Annotated in this window: 17 protein-coding genes; 7 read left to right on the forward strand and 10 right to left on the reverse strand. The window is 35.7% G+C overall.

Translation table 11 applies throughout. The features are described from left to right. Positions 1–21: 21 nt before the first annotated feature. Positions 22–3,393 (forward strand): isoleucine--tRNA ligase, encoded by a 3,372-nt coding sequence (gene ileS, locus KMW28_RS08530; protein ID WP_169664594.1) that lies wholly within the window; start codon positions 22–24, stop codon positions 3,391–3,393. Between the two features lie 188 nt (positions 3,394–3,581). Here the strand turns inward: ileS and KMW28_RS08535 are convergent, their stop codons facing one another. Then, on the reverse strand, positions 3,582–5,135 hold the full coding sequence (locus KMW28_RS08535) for a caspase family protein (protein WP_169664593.1): 1,554 nt from the start codon (positions 5,133–5,135) through the stop codon (positions 3,582–3,584). A 162-nt stretch (positions 5,136–5,297) separates the two neighbouring features. Here KMW28_RS08535 and KMW28_RS08540 point away from each other — a divergent pair, with 162 nt between their 5' ends. From KMW28_RS08540 to yidC, 4 genes are all read left to right on the forward strand, one after another. Next, entirely contained in the window at positions 5,298–5,795 is a 498-nt protein-coding gene (locus KMW28_RS08540) for a hypothetical protein (RefSeq protein WP_169664592.1), read from the forward strand. 46 nt (positions 5,796–5,841) lie between these two features. After that, complete coding sequence (locus KMW28_RS08545) at positions 5,842–6,759, forward strand: DUF72 domain-containing protein (RefSeq protein WP_169664591.1); 918 nt, start codon at positions 5,842–5,844, stop codon at positions 6,757–6,759. Between the two features lie 87 nt (positions 6,760–6,846). Further along, a complete protein-coding gene (locus KMW28_RS08550; protein ID WP_169664590.1) occupies positions 6,847–8,493 on the forward strand; it encodes a CTP synthase in 1,647 nt (548 codons plus the stop codon). A 243-nt stretch (positions 8,494–8,736) separates the two neighbouring features. After that, entirely contained in the window at positions 8,737–10,542 is a 1,806-nt protein-coding gene (yidC, locus tag KMW28_RS08555; RefSeq protein ID WP_169664589.1) for a membrane protein insertase YidC, read from the forward strand. Positions 10,543–10,815: 273 nt separating this feature from the next. On the opposite strand, the gene KMW28_RS08560 is transcribed toward yidC, so the two are convergent. The 5 genes from KMW28_RS08560 to KMW28_RS08580 all read right to left on the reverse strand — a co-directional run bounded on the left by KMW28_RS08560 (position 10,816) and on the right by KMW28_RS08580 (position 14,097). Then, complete coding sequence (locus KMW28_RS08560) at positions 10,816–11,088, reverse strand: hypothetical protein (protein ID WP_066208304.1); 273 nt, start codon at positions 11,086–11,088, stop codon at positions 10,816–10,818. A gap of 283 nt (positions 11,089–11,371) precedes the next feature. After that, complete coding sequence (locus KMW28_RS08565; protein WP_169664587.1) at positions 11,372–11,752, reverse strand: DUF1987 domain-containing protein; 381 nt, start codon at positions 11,750–11,752, stop codon at positions 11,372–11,374. Between the two features lie 95 nt (positions 11,753–11,847). Further along, positions 11,848–12,504, reverse strand: a complete 657-nt coding sequence (locus tag KMW28_RS08570) for a two pore domain potassium channel family protein (RefSeq protein ID WP_169664586.1) — start codon at positions 12,502–12,504, stop codon at positions 11,848–11,850. A gap of 4 nt (positions 12,505–12,508) precedes the next feature. Further along, on the reverse strand, positions 12,509–13,090 hold the full coding sequence (locus KMW28_RS08575; protein ID WP_169664585.1) for an acyl carrier protein phosphodiesterase: 582 nt from the start codon (positions 13,088–13,090) through the stop codon (positions 12,509–12,511). Then, positions 13,087–14,097, reverse strand: coding sequence for a helix-turn-helix transcriptional regulator (locus KMW28_RS08580; protein WP_169664584.1), 1,011 nt, complete (start codon positions 14,095–14,097; stop codon positions 13,087–13,089). The genes KMW28_RS08575 and KMW28_RS08580 overlap by 4 nt, the downstream gene beginning before the upstream one ends. A 236-nt stretch (positions 14,098–14,333) precedes the next feature. Here KMW28_RS08580 and KMW28_RS08585 point away from each other — a divergent pair, with 236 nt between their 5' ends. Both KMW28_RS08585 and KMW28_RS08590 read left to right on the forward strand, forming a co-directional pair. Continuing rightward, complete coding sequence (locus tag KMW28_RS08585; protein ID WP_317171254.1) at positions 14,334–15,269, forward strand: radical SAM/SPASM domain-containing protein; 936 nt, start codon at positions 14,334–14,336, stop codon at positions 15,267–15,269. A gap of 74 nt (positions 15,270–15,343) precedes the next feature. Beyond that, complete coding sequence (locus KMW28_RS08590; RefSeq protein ID WP_169664582.1) at positions 15,344–16,228, forward strand: HAMP domain-containing histidine kinase; 885 nt, start codon at positions 15,344–15,346, stop codon at positions 16,226–16,228. Between the two features lie 55 nt (positions 16,229–16,283). On the opposite strand, the gene KMW28_RS08595 is transcribed toward KMW28_RS08590, so the two are convergent. The 4 genes from KMW28_RS08595 to KMW28_RS08610 form a co-directional block, all read right to left on the reverse strand. Next, positions 16,284–16,703, reverse strand: a complete 420-nt coding sequence (locus tag KMW28_RS08595; RefSeq protein WP_169664581.1) for a hypothetical protein — start codon at positions 16,701–16,703, stop codon at positions 16,284–16,286. A 176-nt stretch (positions 16,704–16,879) separates the two neighbouring features. Continuing rightward, a complete protein-coding gene (locus KMW28_RS08600) occupies positions 16,880–17,875 on the reverse strand; it encodes a 3-oxoacyl-ACP synthase III family protein (protein WP_169664580.1) in 996 nt (331 codons plus the stop codon). A 146-nt stretch (positions 17,876–18,021) separates the two neighbouring features. After that, the gene (gene pyrF, locus KMW28_RS08605) at positions 18,022–18,837 is read right to left on the reverse strand and encodes an orotidine-5'-phosphate decarboxylase (RefSeq protein WP_169664716.1); all 816 of its coding nucleotides are present in this window, start codon (positions 18,835–18,837) and stop codon (positions 18,022–18,024) included. Between the two features lie 136 nt (positions 18,838–18,973). Beyond that, the gene (locus KMW28_RS08610; protein WP_169664579.1) at positions 18,974–20,530 is read right to left on the reverse strand and encodes a protein adenylyltransferase SelO; all 1,557 of its coding nucleotides are present in this window, start codon (positions 20,528–20,530) and stop codon (positions 18,974–18,976) included. Positions 20,531–20,660 lie beyond the last annotated feature (130 nt).

Raw genomic sequence — 20,660 nt, forward strand, 5'->3', positions numbered from 1 at the left:
AATTGACAGTTACATCATCCAATGGGATTTAAAGAATACAAAGGTCTCGACCTTGTAGCAGCGAACAGAGAGATTCGCCAATATTGGGAAGAGCAAAATATCTTCGATAAGTCTGTCTCATCAAGACAGGGAAATCCATCATTTGTTTTTTATGAAGGTCCTCCTTCCGCAAATGGTGCTCCGGGTATTCACCACGTGATGGGCCGTGCTGTAAAAGACCTTTTTAACCGTTACAAAACGTTGAAAGGTTTCCAAGTAAAGCGTAAAGCTGGTTGGGATACTCACGGACTTCCGGTAGAACTAAAAGTTGAAAAAGAACTTGGTATTACTAAGGAAGATATTGGTACTAAAATTTCTGTCGATGATTATAACGCAGCGTGTAAGAAGACCGTAATGGAATTCAAATCGCAGTGGGATGAGCTGACAAAACAAATGGGATATTGGGTAAACCTTGATGATCCATATATCACATTTGATAAAAAATACATGGAAACTCTTTGGCACTTGCTTAAGGAGTTATACAACAAAGATCTTCTATATAAAGGATACACTATCCAACCTTATTCTCCAGCAGCAGGTACAGGTTTATCTTCTCACGAATTGAACCAACCTGGATGTTATAGAGATGTGACGGATACTACGGTGACCGCTCAGTTTAAAGTGGAAAAAGACGATAAGTCTGCTTCTCTTTTTGAAGGTGCTCACGGTGATGTATTCATCCTAGCTTGGACGACGACTCCTTGGACGTTATCGTCTAACTCTGCTTTGGCAGTAGGTGAGAAGATCGACTATGTAAAGGTAAAAACATACAATGCGTATACACATGAGCCAATTACAGTGATCTTAGCAAAAGATCGTTTAAATGCTTATGTGACTAAAAAGCAATTGGATGCGGATTTCGATGCATATGAGAAAGGTGCTAAACTAATTCCTGCTCAAGTGATCGGAGAATATAAAGGTGCTGACTTAGTAGGTGTAAAATATGAGCAATTATTGCCATATGTGAAACCTGAAGGTAAAGCATTTGAAGTAATTCCTGGTGATTATGTTACTACTGAGGACGGTACAGGTATCGTTCACATCGCTCCAACTTTTGGTGCAGATGACCAGAGAGTGGCTAATCAAGCAGGTATTTCTGCTATCGTAGTATTTGATGAAAAAGGTAAGCCTCTTCCATTAGTAGACCGTACTGGTCGCTATGTAAAAGAAATGGGAGAATTCGGTGAGCAGTTCGTTAAAGCAGAATACGAAGAGGACGAAGTATCTGGAGCGAAGGAATACAAATCGATGGACGTTCGTTTAGCCATCAAATTAAAAACGGAAAATAGAGCGTTTTTAGTTGCTAAATATGTCCACAGTTACCCTCACTGTTGGAGAACAGATAAACCAGTATTGTACTATCCATTAGACTCATGGTTTATCCGTACAACTTCAGTAAAAGACCGTTTGGTAGAGTTAAACAAAACCATCAACTGGAAACCAAAAGCTACTGGTGAAGGTCGTTTCGGTAACTGGTTAGAAAACTTAGTAGACTGGAACTTATCTCGTTCTCGCTACTGGGGTACTCCACTTCCAATTTGGAGAACAGAAGACGAGGCAGTAGAAAAATGTATCGGTTCTGTAGCTGAGTTGGCGGAAGAAGTGAAAAAATCTGTAGCGGCAGGGGTAATGCCTAAGAATCCTAAGTACATCAACGAGAATGGTGAACTGGTAGAGGAATTCGATTTACACCGTCCGTATGTAGATGATATCATCTTAGTATCTGAAGATGGAAAACCAATGAACCGAGAGTTGGACTTGATCGACGTTTGGTTCGATTCAGGGGCAATGCCTTACGCACAGTGGCACTATCCATTCGAAAATAAAGAGATTTTTGATGGTTCTTTCCCTGCTGACTTTATCGCAGAGGGTGTGGATCAAACACGTGGTTGGTTCTTCACTTTGCATGCTATTGCAGGTATGACACAAGACAATGTGGCGTTTAAAAACGTAATTTCTAATGGTCTTGTATTGGATAAGAACGGTACTAAAATGTCGAAGCGTTTAGGTAATGTGATCAACCCATTCGAAACAATGGACGAGCACGGAGCAGATGCTACACGTTGGTACATGATCTCAAACGCTAACCCATGGGATAACTTAAAGTTTGACTTGGAAGGTGTAAAAGAAACGAAACGTAAGTTCTTCGGGACACTTTATAATACTTACTCGTTCTTCTCGCTTTATGCGAACTTGGACAACTTCACTTACTCAGAAGCTGAAGTACCAATGGAAGATCGTCATGAGTCGGATCGTTGGATCTTGTCACGTTTAAATACTTTGATCAAAGAAGTAGACGAGGCATTAAACGAATACGAGCCTACAAAAGCGGCTAGAGCCATCCAATCGTTCACTATCGAAGATATGTCGAATTGGTACGTTCGTTTAAACCGTAAGCGTTTCTGGAAAGGCGAATATGCAGCAGATAAGATTGCCGCTTACCAAACGTTATACACTTGTTTGGAGACCATCTCAGTATTGATGTCGCCAATCGCTCCATTCTTCTCGGATCGTTTGTTCCAAGACTTGAATGCAGCAACAGGTAAAGACGAAGCACAATCGGTTCACTTGGCGAAATTCCCTCAAGTAAACGAAGCGTTAATCAACATCGACTTGGAAGAGAAGATGCACTTGGCACAAGTAATTTCATCGTTAACTCACTCTATCCGTAAGAAAGAGAAGATGAAAGTACGTCAGCCATTACAGCGTATCCTAATTCCAGATGTAAACGCAAAAGTGACAGGTCAGATTAAAGCGGTTCAAGATGTGATCTCTCATGAGGTAAACATCAAAGAAATCGAATTCTTGACAGAAGAAAACGAGGGTATGTTCGTTAAGCACATCAAACCAAACTTCGCTACTTTGGGTAGAAAGTATGGTAAATTGATGAAAGGTATCGCGGCCACAGTGAATCAAATGTCACAAGAAGATATCAAAAATATCGAATCAACAGGTTCATATACTTTTGATGTGGATGGCAACGAAGTAGTTCTTGGTGTAGAAGATGTATTGATCACGTCGGATGATATCCCAGGTTGGTCAATGGCGAAAGATCAAGGTATTACCGTAGCACTTGATATTACATTGACAGATGAGCTTCGTAAAGAAGGTATCGCTCGTGATATCGTGAACAGAGTTCAGAATCTCCGTAAAGACATGGGCTTAGAAGTGCAAGACAAAATCAACATCGTTGCTGAGCAAGGTGAAGATTTAGTCAATGCAGCTTTCGAGTCATTCAAAGGATATATCTGTGATGAAACTCAAGCATTATCACTAACTGTTGAATCTTCAGTAGCAGATGCAACTGTTCTAGATTTAGACGGAGTTGAGGTGAAGCTAAAAGTGAGCAAGTAATTGAAATAACATTCAATTGAATATATAGAAAGGGAGTACTTCGGTGCTCCCTTTTTTATTTGATCTTTTTTTCAAAATGATGAGTACAAATAGAATGTACTCTCCTTTACTGAATAGAAGATTAAGAAATTAAGTACCTATTCAAGTTGTTTGAAGCATATCATCTCTTTTAGAGGGGATATGCTTTTTTATTTATCTAAATTGAATGATCTAATAAATGCCCCTTGAATATTTACATCATCATCTTCTATAGCTTTTAACCCTTTCAGAAAAAGGTCAGCATCGTAATAAGAATCAAATTTATTAATGATAAGACGATAGTATGTTTGTGAATTAACTATTGCCTTTTCAATAAAAACAGGAACATCACTAGTGTAATAAGATCTAGCTTTCTCCATTGTGAAAGATAAAGAAGGATCTGAAAAAGCCTGAATTCCATATCCCTCAAAATAGATTGGTTTAAGCTCAAGGTTATATAGAATATTCTCTTTTAAGAAGTCTTGATTATTCGTTTTAAACGATTTGATATAAGCAGCATCAAAATGTTTATCATTGATATATTTTTCCTTTAACTCTGTTAACTGATTTTCAGCAAAGCTCAATTTTTCATATCCACCAACAAATAATCTATACCAATCTTTATTATTTATCGATGTTCTTTGTACTAATAAATTTTGTGTTAGTTTTTGATTGTATAGATCTATACTTTCTATAAGTTCTTTTTCATTGGATTCAGATAATAGTTGGATATAAAATTTTTGAGGTTGTACCACTTTACCAGTTAAGTCATATATTTTATCATATTCAAAACTAGATGAAGATCCACGGGACTGAAGGAAGTCCTCTATTGTAGGTTCGTATTTTACTTTTATTGCATTTCCTTTGGCCGAATTTGACATACCAATAATAAATTCTGCAGCAGGTTCATGATCACCAAAATGACCAATTATTGGTTGAGATTTAACTCTTGATACATATGCATACAAATCATTCGAAGTAACAATTGTTTTTTGATCAGGTAGAACACGAAGACCTTCAATGAGTTTATAGGCAAAAGGTGAATGTTGTCCTGCTATACCATCTAACACAGGATCTAAACCGCCAGAGGTTATTACGGTTCTGGTTTTAAGTTTAATTTTCTTGGCAGCATATGCCTCTGCATCAATATCGGAATAGATGTCTGAACGATGGGCAGATCTATAATTTCTCATCTTCGTGTTAAAAGATCCACTAAAGCAGACATCCAATAATAAAAGTATTTGTTTGGATGGGAGTTTATTCACTAGGCTACTTAAAGTTTTAAAGGAAAGATAAGATTTACGATTTATGTCTTGTTTTAAAGGTTTAGAATCTTTACAGACTATAAAGCCATCATCAAAGATTCTTTCATCATAATCGCCATGACCCGCTATGTAAATTATCATGCGATCGTTCTTCTTAAGGATCTCATGATAAGAGATAATACTATTTAGAAGATCATTTGTAGTAGGGTTTCTCAGAATTTGAGTTTGGTAGCCATAGTCATTAATTAAAACATCAGCTATTGTTTCAGCATCAAAAATAGGATTTTGAAGATCCGCCCAATCAGGTTTTCCATCATACTGATCTGTGCCAATAATGAGTGCAAATTTTCTACTAATGTTTTCATTTTGTTTCACCTTCAAACCTTGAGCGTTTAAATAAAAGAAGGAGAAGTAGAGGTAGATAAAAAAATGGAAGTGGAATCGGTGTTTTATATTCATAGTGTAAATATAAAGTATTGTCTGAAATCATTAAAATCACCAAAACAATGTTAAAAACAATTATTTGAAGATTATCAGAAAACCATTTTCGTTTAAATTTGTCATAAATTATAGAATCCGAATTTAATTAGCCCTAAGCCGGGTCTACTAGAAATAAATAAAATGAGAAATCTTCTATTATCTGTTTGTTTACTAATTGGTATCGCTTCATATGCCCAAGAAATTCATCAAATGTCACACGACGAAGCCATGGAGGAATTTCAGAAAATGATTGCTCAAAGTGAAGTGAACACAGGAGGATTACAAGAGTTGCGTTATTACATCGAAACAAGTGATGTCAACCTGAACGATTATATCTATATAGGTAAACTGCTTCAGATTGCACCTCAATACACTCAATCATTATTAGAAACAGCAAGGCAAATAAGCTTCTCTCCAAGGGAATCAAATTTGTATCATGATTTAATCGAATTGCCTTTGTTGGATTTGGCAAGAGCACATACTTCAGAAATTTCTGCTTTAATGAAGGAAGCCTTAAGAAGTAGAAATCATGAGTCAGATGAAGTGATTCAGAAAAAAATTGATGCATTAGTAGGTCAGTGTCATTATAAAGAGATCGAAAACTTTATTGCAGAACAAGCTACAGCATCAAAAGACTAGACCTACATCGCCTACTATTTCTTATCTTTGATCAAAAGCTTTTACTATGTGTATGGATTTCGGACGACTTAAAGATATAGCAGGAGTAGATTTCGCCTTACCAGAAGAGGATCCGTATTCTCAGATGGTGTTGAGGAATCATCCCAACTTTGTGGGAAATTTTGATTTCCGATTAGGTGCACCTGCATGGTCTTGTGCTGCTTGGAAAGGGAAAATTTATCCAGAGAAATCCAACCCCGCTACATTTCTTCATTATTATGCCGAACATTTTGATACTATTGAGTTGAATAGTACGCATTATGGTATTCCCAAATTAGAAACGTTATCCAAGTGGAAATCTTCTGTAGGTGACGATTTTCGTTTTTGTCCCAAGATGCTTCAGAATGTTTCTCATAGAAAACGATTGAATAATGTGCAGTCTGAAGTTGATGAGTTTACAGATACCATGCGTGTTTTCGAGCACAAATTAGGATATACATGGCTGCAAATGCCCCCAGATTTTGATATTCAAGAGAGAAAATCGCTTTTTAAATTTCTCGAAAAATACCCCATAGATATTCCGTTAGCCTTAGAACTAAGACACGATTCTTGGTTTAATGATAAAGAAGTACTCGATGAACTTTCTTCAATAATGACAGAGAGGAGTCAGGCGATGATTATTACCGATGTAGCAGGTAGAAGAGATGTGTTGCATATGCGACTCACCACTCCGGCGATCATCATCAGATTTGTTGGGAACGAGTTGAGTCCTACCGACTATTCCCGAGTGGATGATTGGCTAAAAAGATTAGCAAGGTTCAAGGCTCAGGGACTTCAGGAAGTCTACTTTTTTGCCCATCAACCGGAAGATATTTTATGTCCAGAAATCGGAAATCATATCGGAAGAAAATCAGAAATTGAGTACAATTGGAAATTTACCTACCCAATTTTAAGGGAAAAGGTAGAACAAAGGGCTCTTTTTTAATCTAGTTACAAGCATTGACATACTTTATTTGTTAAATCTAATTCGTTCTTTTAGTTTTGTGCAAACATAATGTGAAATCATCGAAGTATGTCTTCTCGTACACAAACCAAATTCATTTTCGTTACCGGTGGGGTAACCTCGTCATTAGGTAAAGGAATCATCTCTGCTTCACTTGGAAAGCTATTACAAGGAAGAGGCTATTCTGTCACCATCCAAAAATTTGATCCATATCTTAACATCGATCCAGGTACTATGAACCCCTATGAGCATGGGGAGTGCTATGTGACTGATGATGGTGCAGAAACAGATTTAGATTTAGGACACTATGAGCGTTTCTTGAACGTTCCTACATCTCAAGCAAATAACGTAACTACAGGTAGAGTTTATAACAACGTAATCACAAAAGAACGTGAAGGTGCTTACTTAGGTAAGACGGTTCAAGTGGTTCCTCATATTACAGATGAGATCAAAAGAAACTTCTACAAAGTTGCTGAAAATGGCGATTATGATATCGTTATTACTGAAATTGGTGGTTGTGTAGGTGATATCGAAGCACTACCTTTTATTGAAGCTGTTCGTCAGGCTAGATTAGAATTGGGTTCTCAGAACGCAATGGTTATTCACTTAACATTAGTTCCTTATTTAAGAGCTGCGGGTGAATTGAAAACGAAGCCGACACAACACTCAGTAAAACAATTATTAGAGGCAGGGGTACAGCCAAACATTTTAGTTTGTCGTACTGAACATCATATTCCAATGGAAATGCGTCGTAAGATTGCATTGTTCTGTAACGTAGACTTAAACGCGGTAATCGAATCGTGTGATGCTTCTACAATCTATGATGTGCCATTATTAATGCAGAAAGAAAAACTTGATGAAATCGTATTGATGAAATTAAGTCTTCCTGCATTCCAAGAACCTAACTTAGACAATTGGTTGAGCTTCTTACAGAAGTTGAAAAATCCGAAAGGAGAAGTTAGAATTGGTTTAGTTGGTAAATATGTAGAACTACCTGATGCGTATAAGTCAATCGTAGAAGGATTTGTTCATGCAGGTGCAGTGAACGAAGTAAAAGTTCGTTTAGAATATATTAAAGCAGAAGACCTAGACGAAAGAGAAGTGGCTGCTAAAACTGTTACAGAATTAGACGGTTTATTGGTTGCCCCTGGTTTCGGTGAAAGAGGTATGGAAGGAAAAATCAATGCTTGTTCTGTTGCAAGAGAGCATAAAGTACCTTTCTTCGGTATCTGTTTAGGTATGCAATCTGCAGTGATCGCATATGGTCGTGATATGGTTGGTTTAGCAGGTGCTAACTCTTCAGAAATGGAAGAAGATGTACAATATCCTGTGATCGACTTAATGGAAGATCAAAAGAACCTTTCTCAAATGGGAGGTACAATGCGTTTAGGAGCTTATCCTTGTGAATTGAAGGAAGGATCAAAAGCATATGAAGCGTATGGAGCTGCGAAGATTTCTGAAAGACACCGTCATAGATATGAGTTTAACAACGAATATTTAGAGGAGTACGAGAAAGCAGGTATGAAAGCGACAGGAATCAACCCTAAGTCAGGCTTGGTTGAAATCGTTGAAATTCCTGATCATCCATTCTATGTTGGAGCACAGTTCCACCCAGAATATAAGTCAACTGTAGAAAATCCACATCCATTATTTGTGGCTTTCGTAAAAGCAGTAAAAGAATTGAAAAATAGCAAAGGTGAAGTAGTTAGTGCTTAATCTTTGATTTAGATATTGTTGCCCCTTGATGTTTTCATCAAGGGGTTTCCTTTTTTGGGGCAACAAGTGGAATAGCCAATGGATACCTTTGAAATAATTTCCACTGTTTTTAGGATGATCTCACCTTTTTATCAATTTTTTGATAAATTTTAAATCGAAAAAACGTAAATTTGCAAGCATTTTAATGAGTACTATGATTTCTCTCTAATACTCATATAAAAGTTTTTTATAGAAAAGTTAATTATGGATAAAAATCAAACAACTGGTTTTCTGATATTATCTGCCATGTTGGTTGCTTACATGTTCTTCTTCCAGCCGGAACCAACAGAAGAAACTGTGACAAATACAACAGAGCAAGTTGATGGTCAGACAAGCAGTCAAAACAAACAAACAGAAGTAACGCAAACAGTAGTTTCAGATTCAGTTTTACAACAACAATATGGTCTGTTCTCTGCTGTGATGAAAGGAGAAGAAAAAGATTTAGTCCTTAGCAATAAAAAAGTTGAAGTTGTTTTTAATTCAAAAGGCGGTAGAGTAGAAGATGTTTTAATCCTAACTCACCAAACATATGATAAAAAAGATCTTCACTTAGTTAATAAAGATAATTATTCAGTTCAGGAATTCCTTCCGACAACTTTCGGTAATATCGACCTGAATACTTTATACTATACTCCAGAGCAATCGGGTAATAAAGTAGCCATGGTCGCTAGAGATCCTAATGGTCAGGAAATTTTAAGAAGGGTATATACTCTAGAAGACGATCAGTATGTAGTAGGTTACGAGCTAATCTTAGGTACAGCAAAACAATTTGTAACAGGTGATAACATCTCTTACAAGTGGAACTCTAAGATGATGGCAATTGAGAAGGATATGAAGACTTCTCGTCAGAAAACAACAGTAAACTACTATACTACAGAAGATAAGTTTGATTACTTATCGATGGCATCTACTAAAACAGAGGAAGAAGCAATTTCAACTCCTTTGAAGTGGGTATCAGCAAAGCAAAAGTTCTTTAACGTTGGTTTCGTTACAGATAAGCAATTTAACGCTGCGAATCTTAAAGAAACAACAGACGAAGCTAGCCTTGATATTGTAAAGACGGCAGACATCTCTTTACAAATTCCTTTGGCTTCAATGTCAGAAGCAAACTTGAGATATTACTTTGGACCTAATGAGTACCGTGTATGTGAGCAGGTAGCAACAGGATTCGAAGACAATGTATATTTAGGATGGTCATGGACGACTCCTTTGTCTAAATACATCTTCATTCCAATCTTTGAATTCTTAGAAGGATTCCAATTAGGTTATGGTTTGATCATCTTTATCATGGTGGTATTAGTGAAATCAGTACTTTATCCATTAACATTCAACTCTTACAAGTCAATGGCCAAAATGAGGTTATTGAAGCCAGAAATGGATGAGTTGAAAGAGAAATATGGCGACGACCAAATGAAAGTGCAACAAGAAACAATGGCATTGTACTCTAAAGTAGGAGCAAGCCCACTTTCAGGTTGTATACCAATGATTGCTCAAATGCCTTTCTTCGTAGCATTATATAACTTCTTCCCTAATGCGATCCAATTAAGAGGTCAAGCATTCTTATGGGCAGACGATTTATCGGCATATGATTCGATCTTAGATCTACCATTCAGTATTCCATTCTACGGTGATCACGTATCGTTATTTACTTTATTGTGGGCCATTTCAATGGCAGGTTACACTTACTTCCAGAACCAGATTCAAGTACAGTCTAACCCACAAATGAAGTACTTCTCGTACATCTCACCAGTCATCTTCTTATTTATCTTTAACAGTTTTGCAGCAGGTTTAACTTACTACTACTTCGTTTCAAACTGTTTCACTATCATCCAACAATTGGCTTCTAAACGTTTTGTAAACGAAGACAAGATCCGTAAGGTAATGGATGAAAACAAAAAGAAGAACGCTAACAAAAAAGCAGGTGGTTTTGCAGCTCGTTTAGACAAAGCGATGAAGGAGCAACAAAAAGCACAGCAAGCGGCGAAGAAGAAAGGGAAGAAAGAAGACTAAGGGTTTTCATCTAACAAAAAAGGGCTGTTTCGTATAACGAAACAGCCCTTTTTTGTTAGATGAAAAAATTAAAAATGAAAAGTTAAAAATGAAAAACGTAGTTAGTTAAAATAACGCAAGAACTCTCGCCCTTAGTATTTCAATGGGCGAGAGTTCTTGCGTTAGAGCAACATTTCACGTTTTTCATTTTTCTTAATTTTTCATTTAAAAAACAAAACCCATTGTTCCTTAAAACAATGGGTCATAAAATATCTTTTAGCAAGCACCAAAGAATCACTTCTGACTAGTTAATTCTTTATAGTCGATGCTTCTTTCTTTAATTTGCTTATATACTTCTTGATTCTCTTCGAAGATTTGGAACTTATTGTGCGAGAAGTCAAATACATAATAATCTATTCCGCCTAATGCACCTAGTAATAAGATCATTGATGCGTAACCTTTAACTGGGGATAAGTACTGTAAGAAAGAACGGTATAGTCTGATAAAGATCGCTACATTAGAAACGATCAAGTATGCAAAAAGTAAAAAGTTAAAAAACCAAATCATAATGTTGTTATGTGTGTAATAAAATGCAAAAATTAAAAATTAAGTTGCTTTTCATTACGAGTTGTCACTTAAAAAGTTGAATTTCAATTATTTACCAATGTAAGTTTGAATTTGAAATCTGTTAATAGTATTTCTTATTTCTTAAAATTATTACAGGTAGTTCATCGAATATTTATATTTCACTTCTATAACGCTCATAAAATGGGCATTATTGTACAAAAATACCTTTCTTTTTTTGAGAAAGGTATTTTTGATTATTTTTTAATTTTTTTTAAGTAAAAAATTAATAAGCGATCAAGTTGATGTTCTTCCAGCCAGAATCAGAAATAAAATCTTCGCCTGTTTCTAACATGTCTTCATCGTCTTTTTTATAGTACCAATTGACTATTGCTTTACCTTTGCCGGTTTCTTCGTATGCTTGAAGCATTTCAATAATTCTGAAGAAACTTTTAGAAGATGCCGTATTAAAATAGGTCATTTTGTAGTTAAGCGTGATATCAAGACCTGATACCTTTAAGTAGTTTTCTACCCAATTAAATAATGGTTCAAAAAATTCAGCAGTATATTCATGATATGATTGACCACTTACTTCCAAAAGACCTTTCGCTGGATCAAAGTTTACTTCTGGAACGAATTCTTTCTTTTTAATAAATAGTTTTTCCACGAGTCGTTATTTTCTCAGTTAATAATAAAACTATGGTTTATAATTACGTTTACCCTTAATTGTTTTTACCTTAGTTCCTTTTAATTATAGTACGATTATTTACCGTGTTCTTGTTGATACTTGCCTACAAGAAGGGCCATAAGTATTGCCATATAAAATTGCCCTACCATTGCAAAAATTACAGTAAAGGCTTTTACCTCATCCGCTACAGGAGAAATATCTCCAAAACCTACTGTAGTTAGTGTAACAAAACTAAAATATATTAGATCAGAAACTTGCACAGGTTGTGAAAAAGCTTGACCATCAAAAAGTATGTCACACACTTTAAAAAGTATAAAGGCAATTACTCCTATTTGAATATACCCGGCTATTGCCCCTAATATGGTATTCATATTTACCTTTTTGGAGTTCCATACATCAAGTAATAAAATTCTTAAAAAGAATATGAAATAAATAAGCAAGGTTAACCAACTTAGTATACTAGCATTGTCATTTTCTGTGCCAACTGTTGCACTTTTTCCAAAAATTAGAGAAAATGTGATGAAAGTAAGTATTTTACTCGCTGTTTTCGTTTTTCTAATAAAATTGAAAATAGCAAAGATCAAGATGATTAGAGATACATCACTAAACTCATCTGAAAGACTTAATGATTGAAAAATGACAGGAGCCCATAAAACGAGAATATAGGCAATTAATAAAAGTATATATCTTAATTCTTGAAGTTTATCGTAAACCGTTTGGTTGAAGACCATAATATTAAAGTCGGTGTTGTTGACTGAAAGTTACTAAGTCTGGAAAGAATTTAAAAAATTGTGACTGATAAAATTCATAATCTTTTTCCAGCCATTGGACAGCATTTGATAATTCCACTCGATTTTTTATTCGACGTTGCATGCCGTTAAAAACCCGCTGCATTCCATACATTTTTGCATAAACATTGAGCCAATCATAATCCTTCATGAAAGGGTAGATGTCTAATGCTTTTTGCGGAACCCAATCTTCTTTCCAATAATTATGGGTGTAAAAATTATCTGCAAATGTAGAAAGTGCTAGGTGAGGTTCAAACTCATTCCAGTGTTTGGCCAGAAAATGATCATAATAAATATCGACAACAATTAAGGAATACCTTCCAGCCACAGGTTTCAGGTGATTTTGAATTTCCTTAGTGACCTCATGATTGTCTGTATACTCATCAATTAATCGATGCAACTGCACACCTTTTCCTACTTTCTGAGGTAAGTGCGATAAATTCTTGCCTTTGACAAAATCACCCAGAAAGTTGCCAAACATTTCTTCATGATCATCTCTTGATAAATATAGGTGTGCTAAATAATTCAATACTTCTGTGCTAATTGTTTGATTTCCTCCCCAATTTTTTTGCGAAGGCTAAAAGGTGATAGAACTTCAATTTGATTTCCCCAGCTTAATATAATCGATCTCAATTCGTTATTATCGACTAATTTTAATCGAATTTCAACCCCATCCTTATCTTCTCTAATGATCTCTTGGGAATCATGAATCTTACTTGTTTTAATATAATTGGCAGCAATCGGACTCAATAATAAACGTATTTCTTGAGGTTTTCCTTTTAGTGTAACACCAATGCAATTTTTAAAATAAGCTTCTCTATCAAAGTTAACATTGTGATGCTCGTAAGAGAACGTTTTATCTGATAATATCTCGATGTTTTTAATTCGGTCAATACCTAAAGTTCTAATACCTTCTCTGTTCTCTGCATATCCAGTAATGTACCACAGTCCCTTAAATTCTTTGATTAGATAAGGGTGGAAATCATAGTTCTCGACCTCATCTACATCAAATTTTTGATAATGAATACGGATGACCTCATGATTTTTCGTCGAATTGATAAGGGAAGAAAATAGCTCGTTTCCTTTTGAATAAATCGACTTTTCTAGTTGTATAAAATTATCAAACTGCTTTTGTTGTCCATCATTAAATTTCTTAGTGATGTCCAATCCATCCAATACTTTGTCCACAGCATCAGAAAAATTACTTAAAACAGGAAGGGCCTTAAACTCGTAGAGAAAAGTTTCCACAAAGTTTAGAGCATCTAAATGTTCTTCAGTAAGATGATGTACGCCTAATAATTTATAATTGGGGTCGCTATAAAAATAGCCGTCATTTTTCTTGGAGTATTTAATAGGGGCATCAAATTCTTGCCTTAAAGCCTGTAAGTCTTTTTCTATGGTTGAAGGCGAATTGACACCAAATTCATCTCTGCATTTATCAAGTAAATACATTTTTGATGGGTAAGGATTCTGTTTATTTCGAATACAGCGATCTATTAATAGATATCTTAAAAAAGAAAGTTTACTACTTTTCATCTAATCACTTTTTTTGAATGCTTCATTAAAGTTACCAAGAAAAATGATTTATCTTGCGTTAAACAATTGTTTATTTTGATAAATATTGGTTGACATTTACGCTGTTTGGCGAAAGATCTTTAGGCCTAAAAACAAAATGAATAAACAAATTGATTTTTTGAGGAATAATAAGTGAAATGCAGAAACTCTCACTAAAAAAACTATATAACGCAGGCTTAATTTTTTTAAGTTATCAAATGTCGAAGCAATTAGGCAAGCCAATTCATTGGGGTAACCCAATAAGTATTGCTATCGAACCGACTACTTCCTGTAACCTTAGATGTCCCGAATGTCCGAGTGGTCTTCGTTCGTTTACTCGACCAACAGGAATGTTGTCTGAAGATCTATTTACGAAAGTAATCGATGAATTAAAAGACACCCTCATGAACCTCACGTTCTATTTTCAAGGAGAACCTTATTTAAATAAGAACTTTTTGAATATGGTGAAGATAGCTTCTGAAAGAAAAGTATTTACATCTACGTCTACCAATGCTCATTACCTAAATGAAGAAATGTCGGTAAAAACGGTAGCATCGGGTTTGGATCGTTTGATTGTCTCATTGGATGGTACCACCCAAGAAACTTATGAGAATTATAGAATAGGCGGCGATATCAATAAAGTGATTTTGGGAATTAAGAATGTGGTGGATGCTAAGAAGCAGCTCAATTCGTCTACACCTAAAATAGTGATACAATTCCTCGTGGTGCGACCTAATGAACATCAAATAGAGGAGGCGAAGCAATTGGCTAAAGAACTTGAGGTGGACGATATTCAGTTCAAAACAGCCCAAATCTATGATTATGAAAATGGATCGCCTTTAATTCCATCACTCGATCAATATTCTAGATATCAGAAAACTAAAGAAGGGAAGTATAAATTTAAAGGAAAATGGGAGCGACATTGTTGGAGGTTATGGAATTCTGCAGTGATTACTTGGGATGGAAAAGTAGTGCCCTGTTGTTTTGATAAAGATGCTAAATACGTTCTTGGTACTATAAAAAATGACTATATTGGCTTTAGAAAAATATGGAGAAGTCAATCTTATATCAATTTTAGAAAACAGATTTTGAAGGGAAGGGAAAACATTGATATATGTAAAAACTGTACAGAGGGATTGACAATTTATAATTGATTTTTTTGAGCGGCATCAAATAATATTTACTTTTTGATGTTCTATAATTAGAAACCAACATAACTTAATTGACAGTGAAGAACTTTTTGCATAAAACTCTTTTTATAGCATCATTTTTCTTGGTCACTTCTAACGCCAATGCACAAAATGAGTTAGGACTTCAAGCCTACGAACAAGAACGTTTGATATGGATTGCAGCCGTTATTTTCTTATTCACTCTTTGTGTTTCTATTGATGTTTTAAGGAGGCGTCAGCAGAAAAGAGGGCGAAAGTCTTACAATGCTCAAAAAGAAAAGATCAATTTTCTAGAGGATAAGATCAAAGAGCTGGAGGAAATGCAAACCAAGCCTTCAAGAATTAATAAGCCTAAAATTCAGGAAGAGATTGTAGAAATGTCTGGGGAGAATCTTCCTCAACAAACTTTCACTTCAGAAGAACATCATGATGAAGAATACACTTCTTCTCGATTAAAAGGGGTGCATGGAGATTCCTTAAGAGTAGTTGAGAACGATGATGTAGGTGAATTAACGATGGTTTCGACACATAACTTCGGTAAACTAAAAGAAATTCAGCCTAAAGAATTTATGGAGGAATTGATCGAAGAAGTGAAGGATAAATTACCAGATAACGTCAGTATTGATGCTCAAATTGGTGGTGCTCCAAAAGTGAAAATTAATCCGAATTCTTTTACAAAAGCAATTAACGCTTTAATTCGTTGTTCAGCACATACCATAGAGGGGAACGGTAAAATCACTATCTCTTTGTATGCCTCTTTAGGGGAAGCACAGATTTCAATCTCAGATAACGGTAGAGGTTGGGGATTCGACGGTCAGTCATCTGAAGATATCAAAACACTAGATTTAGCTAAGAAGATTTTAAAGGCGCAAAATGCTAGTTTCGATATGAATGCTCAACAAGGTAAGGGTACCGAAATGGTCATTTCAATATCAAATAAGTAGAAGTATAAAAATATAACATAGTATGGACGTTGCAGCGCAACGTCCTTTTTTATTTTTAAACTAATTCTTCTTCCAAAACATTTGCCCATGTCTGCATATATTCAGCAGCATCTTCACGGTTTCCTTTTTGCAAATACCTAAATCCGCCAGGCAAAGCTTTTAATATCTTTTTGTTTGATAGATACTCCAAATGTGGGATATCATCTACCTCCAAACCTATATCGAGTAGTGTGTCAATCATATTGTCGACAGGCATGCCGCTAGCAGGGCAATAGTCATTGGCAAATTCACTCCATTCATCCAATTTCTGACGTTGTGCTGTTTGGTAAATATCTTTAGAGTTCATTGGAGTGATTGCTTGAACAAGGTGACCACAATTACATTTTCCAGGATGCCCCCACATGTAATCCCCCGAAGTAATATTCTCTGCGGCCTCTCTTAATTTATTGATAAGTAGCTGATTCGATTTTGCCATAATTTACATTGATAAGTTAGATCTACATATATTCAACATTTGTTGAATGAGAAGGTTTTATCAAAATATCATTTTTTTTGATAAAAATTGAGGTAGATGTTTATTTATCAAAGTGTTATGTATGAAAAAAGGAGCCTTTTTAATAAAGACTCCTTCGTATATATATCGTTAAAGTATTACCATTTGATGATAGCACTTGCCCAAGTAAACCCTGAGCCGAAAGCAGCTAAACAAATAATATCACCTTTCTTAATTCTACCTTCTTTAAATGCAGTCGTTAAACTGATTGGAATGGAAGCGGCAGTAGTGTTACCGTACTTCTGAATAGTATTCACCACTTTATCATCCGGTAATTTCATCTTTGCTTGTACAAAGTTCGAAATTCTAAGATTTGCTTGATGAGGCACCAATAAATCGATATCGTTTGCTGACATATTATTCGCTTGCAATGCTTCGCCAATAACCTCTTGGAATCGCACAACAGCATTTTTAAATACAAACTGACCATCCATGTAAGGGAATGCAGATCCACCTGGCTTCCAGTAATCAGGATTGTTTCTTTCAGGCTTAGTGAACCCAGGATCAATAACGGCTAATTTCTCTGCGTGTTCCCCTTCAGAGTGCATGTGTGTAGAAAGAATACCTCTATCTTCATCAGTGGCAGAAACGATTGCTGCTCCAGCACCATCACCAAATAAAACAGTCACAGCACGACCTTCATCAGAAAAGTCCAAACCTCTAGAGTGAATTTCTGATCCAACCACCAGTACGTGCTTATACATACCAGTTTTGATATACTGATCAGCAATAGATAAGCCATACACAAAACCAGAACATTGCTGTCTGATATCCAATGCAGGAATTGTTCTAAAGCCCATTTCTCTTTGAAGTAGCACACCAGAACCAGGGAAGATGTAATCGGCACTTAGCGTACAATAGATAATCAAATCGATATCATTTGCCGTAAGTTTTGCCATTTCTAATGCTTCTTCAGTAGCTTTTGCTGCTAAATGATAGTTTGCTTCATCGGGTGCGGCATAACGTCTTTCTTCAATACCAGATCGCTCACGAATCCATTCGTCCGACGTTGTAATCTGTTTTGCCAAGTCATCGTTTGTGACTACATTTTCTGGGACATAAAATCCTAACCCAGAAATCATTGCATTTTTCATATGTTACTCGGTTAATATGTGTTGGTTAGTAAGTAAGCAATTTTTGTTGTTCCATACTTTTTGAGCTTACTCCAATTTTAAATGTATAATTGTTTGTAACGAATCAAAAGATCGCAATCACTTTTGATTCGCTACATATACTTAAATTAAAGATACTTTTCTAAAAGATCAGCCATCTCTTGTTGTAATTTCTTGGCTTCATTTTGGGCAACAGTGGCGAAATCTTCACCATTAGAAGCATAAATGATTCCTCGAGATGAGTTGACCAATAAACCACATTCTTTGTTCATTCCGTATTTTGCTACTCCTTGTAAGTCGCCACCTTGAGCACCCACACCAGGAACTAGCAAGAAATTATCTGGAGCTACTTTTCTAACATCCAATAAACTCTCTGCTCTAGTAGCACCTACTACAAACATTAACTGATCTGTAGAAGCCCATTCTTGGTTTTTCAGCATCACATCTTGAAACAGGAAATTTCCCGTTTCTTGGTTCACAATTTTCTGGAAATCTAAACCGCCTTTATTTGAGGTGTGTGCTAAAACAATTACCCATTTTCCGTCCATTAGGAAAGGAGTTACAGAATCTTCACCCATGTAAGGGGCTACGGTAATTGAATCGAAATCCATGTTTTCAAAAAATGCTTTTGCATACATTTTTGAGGTGTTTCCAATATCACCACGCTTAGCATCTGCAATGCTGAAGTGAGATTTTGGCATGTATTCCAATGTCTTTTGTAAAGAATCCCAGCCTTTAGGACCTAAAGATTCATAGAATGCGATATTTGGTTTATAAGATACACAATAGTCAGCAGTTGCATCAATTATTTGCTTATTAAATTCAAAAATGGGATCGTCTGCTTTGTGTAAATGAGCAGGGATTTTGTTTGGATCTGTATCCAATCCCACACACAGAAAGCTTTCCTTTTTCTTTATTTCTTCAAATAATTCTTTTTTTGTCATAATGCTATTTGCTACTTGGTATAATAAATTAGGTAAAAATAGAGAAATATCGTTCAATAATGAAGTGATATTCATTCTAAATTTATCCAAGTAGTCAGCCGAAAAAATAAATAATTGAGATTGAGAAAGATGTGTGTTAAGAACTACAAGACAACATCGAACAACCCACTTTATTTCTTGCCCAATCAGGACGTTTAGCATACCATTTCTCCTTATCTTTTTGATGATCGTAGGGATGTTTCAATACTTCGAATAGTTCAGCGATTAATTCATAATTTCCTTTTTCGGCATCATCAATGGCTAATTGTGCCATGTAATTTCTTAGTACATATTTTGGGTTAATACCATTCATTTTCTCCGCTCTTTCTTTTTGATCCATATTTTGATCTATCAATTTCGAACGATATGCTGTAAACCAAGATTCCCAAAGGTCATAAATGCCTTCAGCCACTTCGTCAATATCATAAAAGGCAGGGCGAATAACAGAAAGCCAATTCTTTGTTTCATGAGGGTCAAAATCAGATAGCTGACGGAAGAAAATAGTCATATCTGTTTCTGTTTTATGAAGTACCTTATTTAGTTCATCAATTAATGTTTTATGCTCGCCTTCAAAAAGACCCAGCTTTTCAGACATCATTGTATAATATGCCGTATCATAACTATCTCTATACTCATTTAACGCATCTTGAAGTCCTTCTGCTTCACCAATCAAAGGGAATAAAGCATTGGCAAGTTTGAATAGATTCCATCCCACAATTTCACCCTGAGTGCCATATCTGTAGCGTTTATTAACCCTGTCGGTCGTGTTAGGTGTCCATCCAAAATCGTAGCCTTCTAACCAACCGTAAGGACCATAATCAATGGTTAAGCCTAAAATTGACATATTATCGGTATTCATCACTCCATGTACAAATCCTACTCTTTGCCAGTGAATCACCATCTCTAAATTTCTTTTACTTACTTCTCTAAAGAAATCGACATAGATCGTCTCACTATTGATGTCCAATTCAGGATAAAAATGAGTAATTGTATAATCTGCCAACTGTTTTAAAGTAGCGTGATCTTGTTGGGCGGCAAGAATTTCAAAATTTCCGAATCGGATAAATGATGGGGCAACTCTTGAAACGATAGCACCCGGTTCGTATTTAGAATTACCATCGTACATCACATCTCTTAAAACTTTATCGCCAGAAAGAGAAAGTGATAACGCTCGAGTAGTTGGAATACCCAAATGATACATGGCTTCCGAACATAAATATTCTCTGATAGAAGACCTTAAAACAGCTAATCCATCGGCATGTCTAGAATAAGGAGTAAGGCCTGCACCTTTTAATTGTACTGCCCAATTTTTATGGTCATGCTCAACCTCAAAAAGATTGATTGCTCGCCCATCACCCAATTGTCCTGCCCACTGACCAAATTGATGTCCGCCATAGCACATAGCATAGGGTGAGGTATTAGGGAAAACCGCATTGCCCGTGACAATATCAAGGAATTCTTTGGAATCGATATCTTCTTTATTAATTCCAAGTGCTTCAACCATTTCATTAGAAACATGTAATAATTGGGGAGAAGACGTTTTCGTAGGAGTCACATAAGAGTAACAAGCGTTCTCCACTTGTCTAATCGTATTATTCACTTCTTTATCAGCTGGTAATTCAGAAGCGAAAGTATCAATGATGTTTAGTTTCATAATGAAAGGGTGGTTAAATGACTTTGCAAAAGTACGTGATAATGTAACAAAGGGCAAAAGGAGATGTTTTCAATTATAAATGTATTTCAAAACTATTTGACTAATCATCAATGATTTAATAAAATACTAT

The organism is Flammeovirga yaeyamensis (genome assembly GCF_018736045.1).
GTDB classification, from domain to species: Bacteria; Bacteroidota; Bacteroidia; order Cytophagales; family Flammeovirgaceae; genus Flammeovirga; species Flammeovirga yaeyamensis.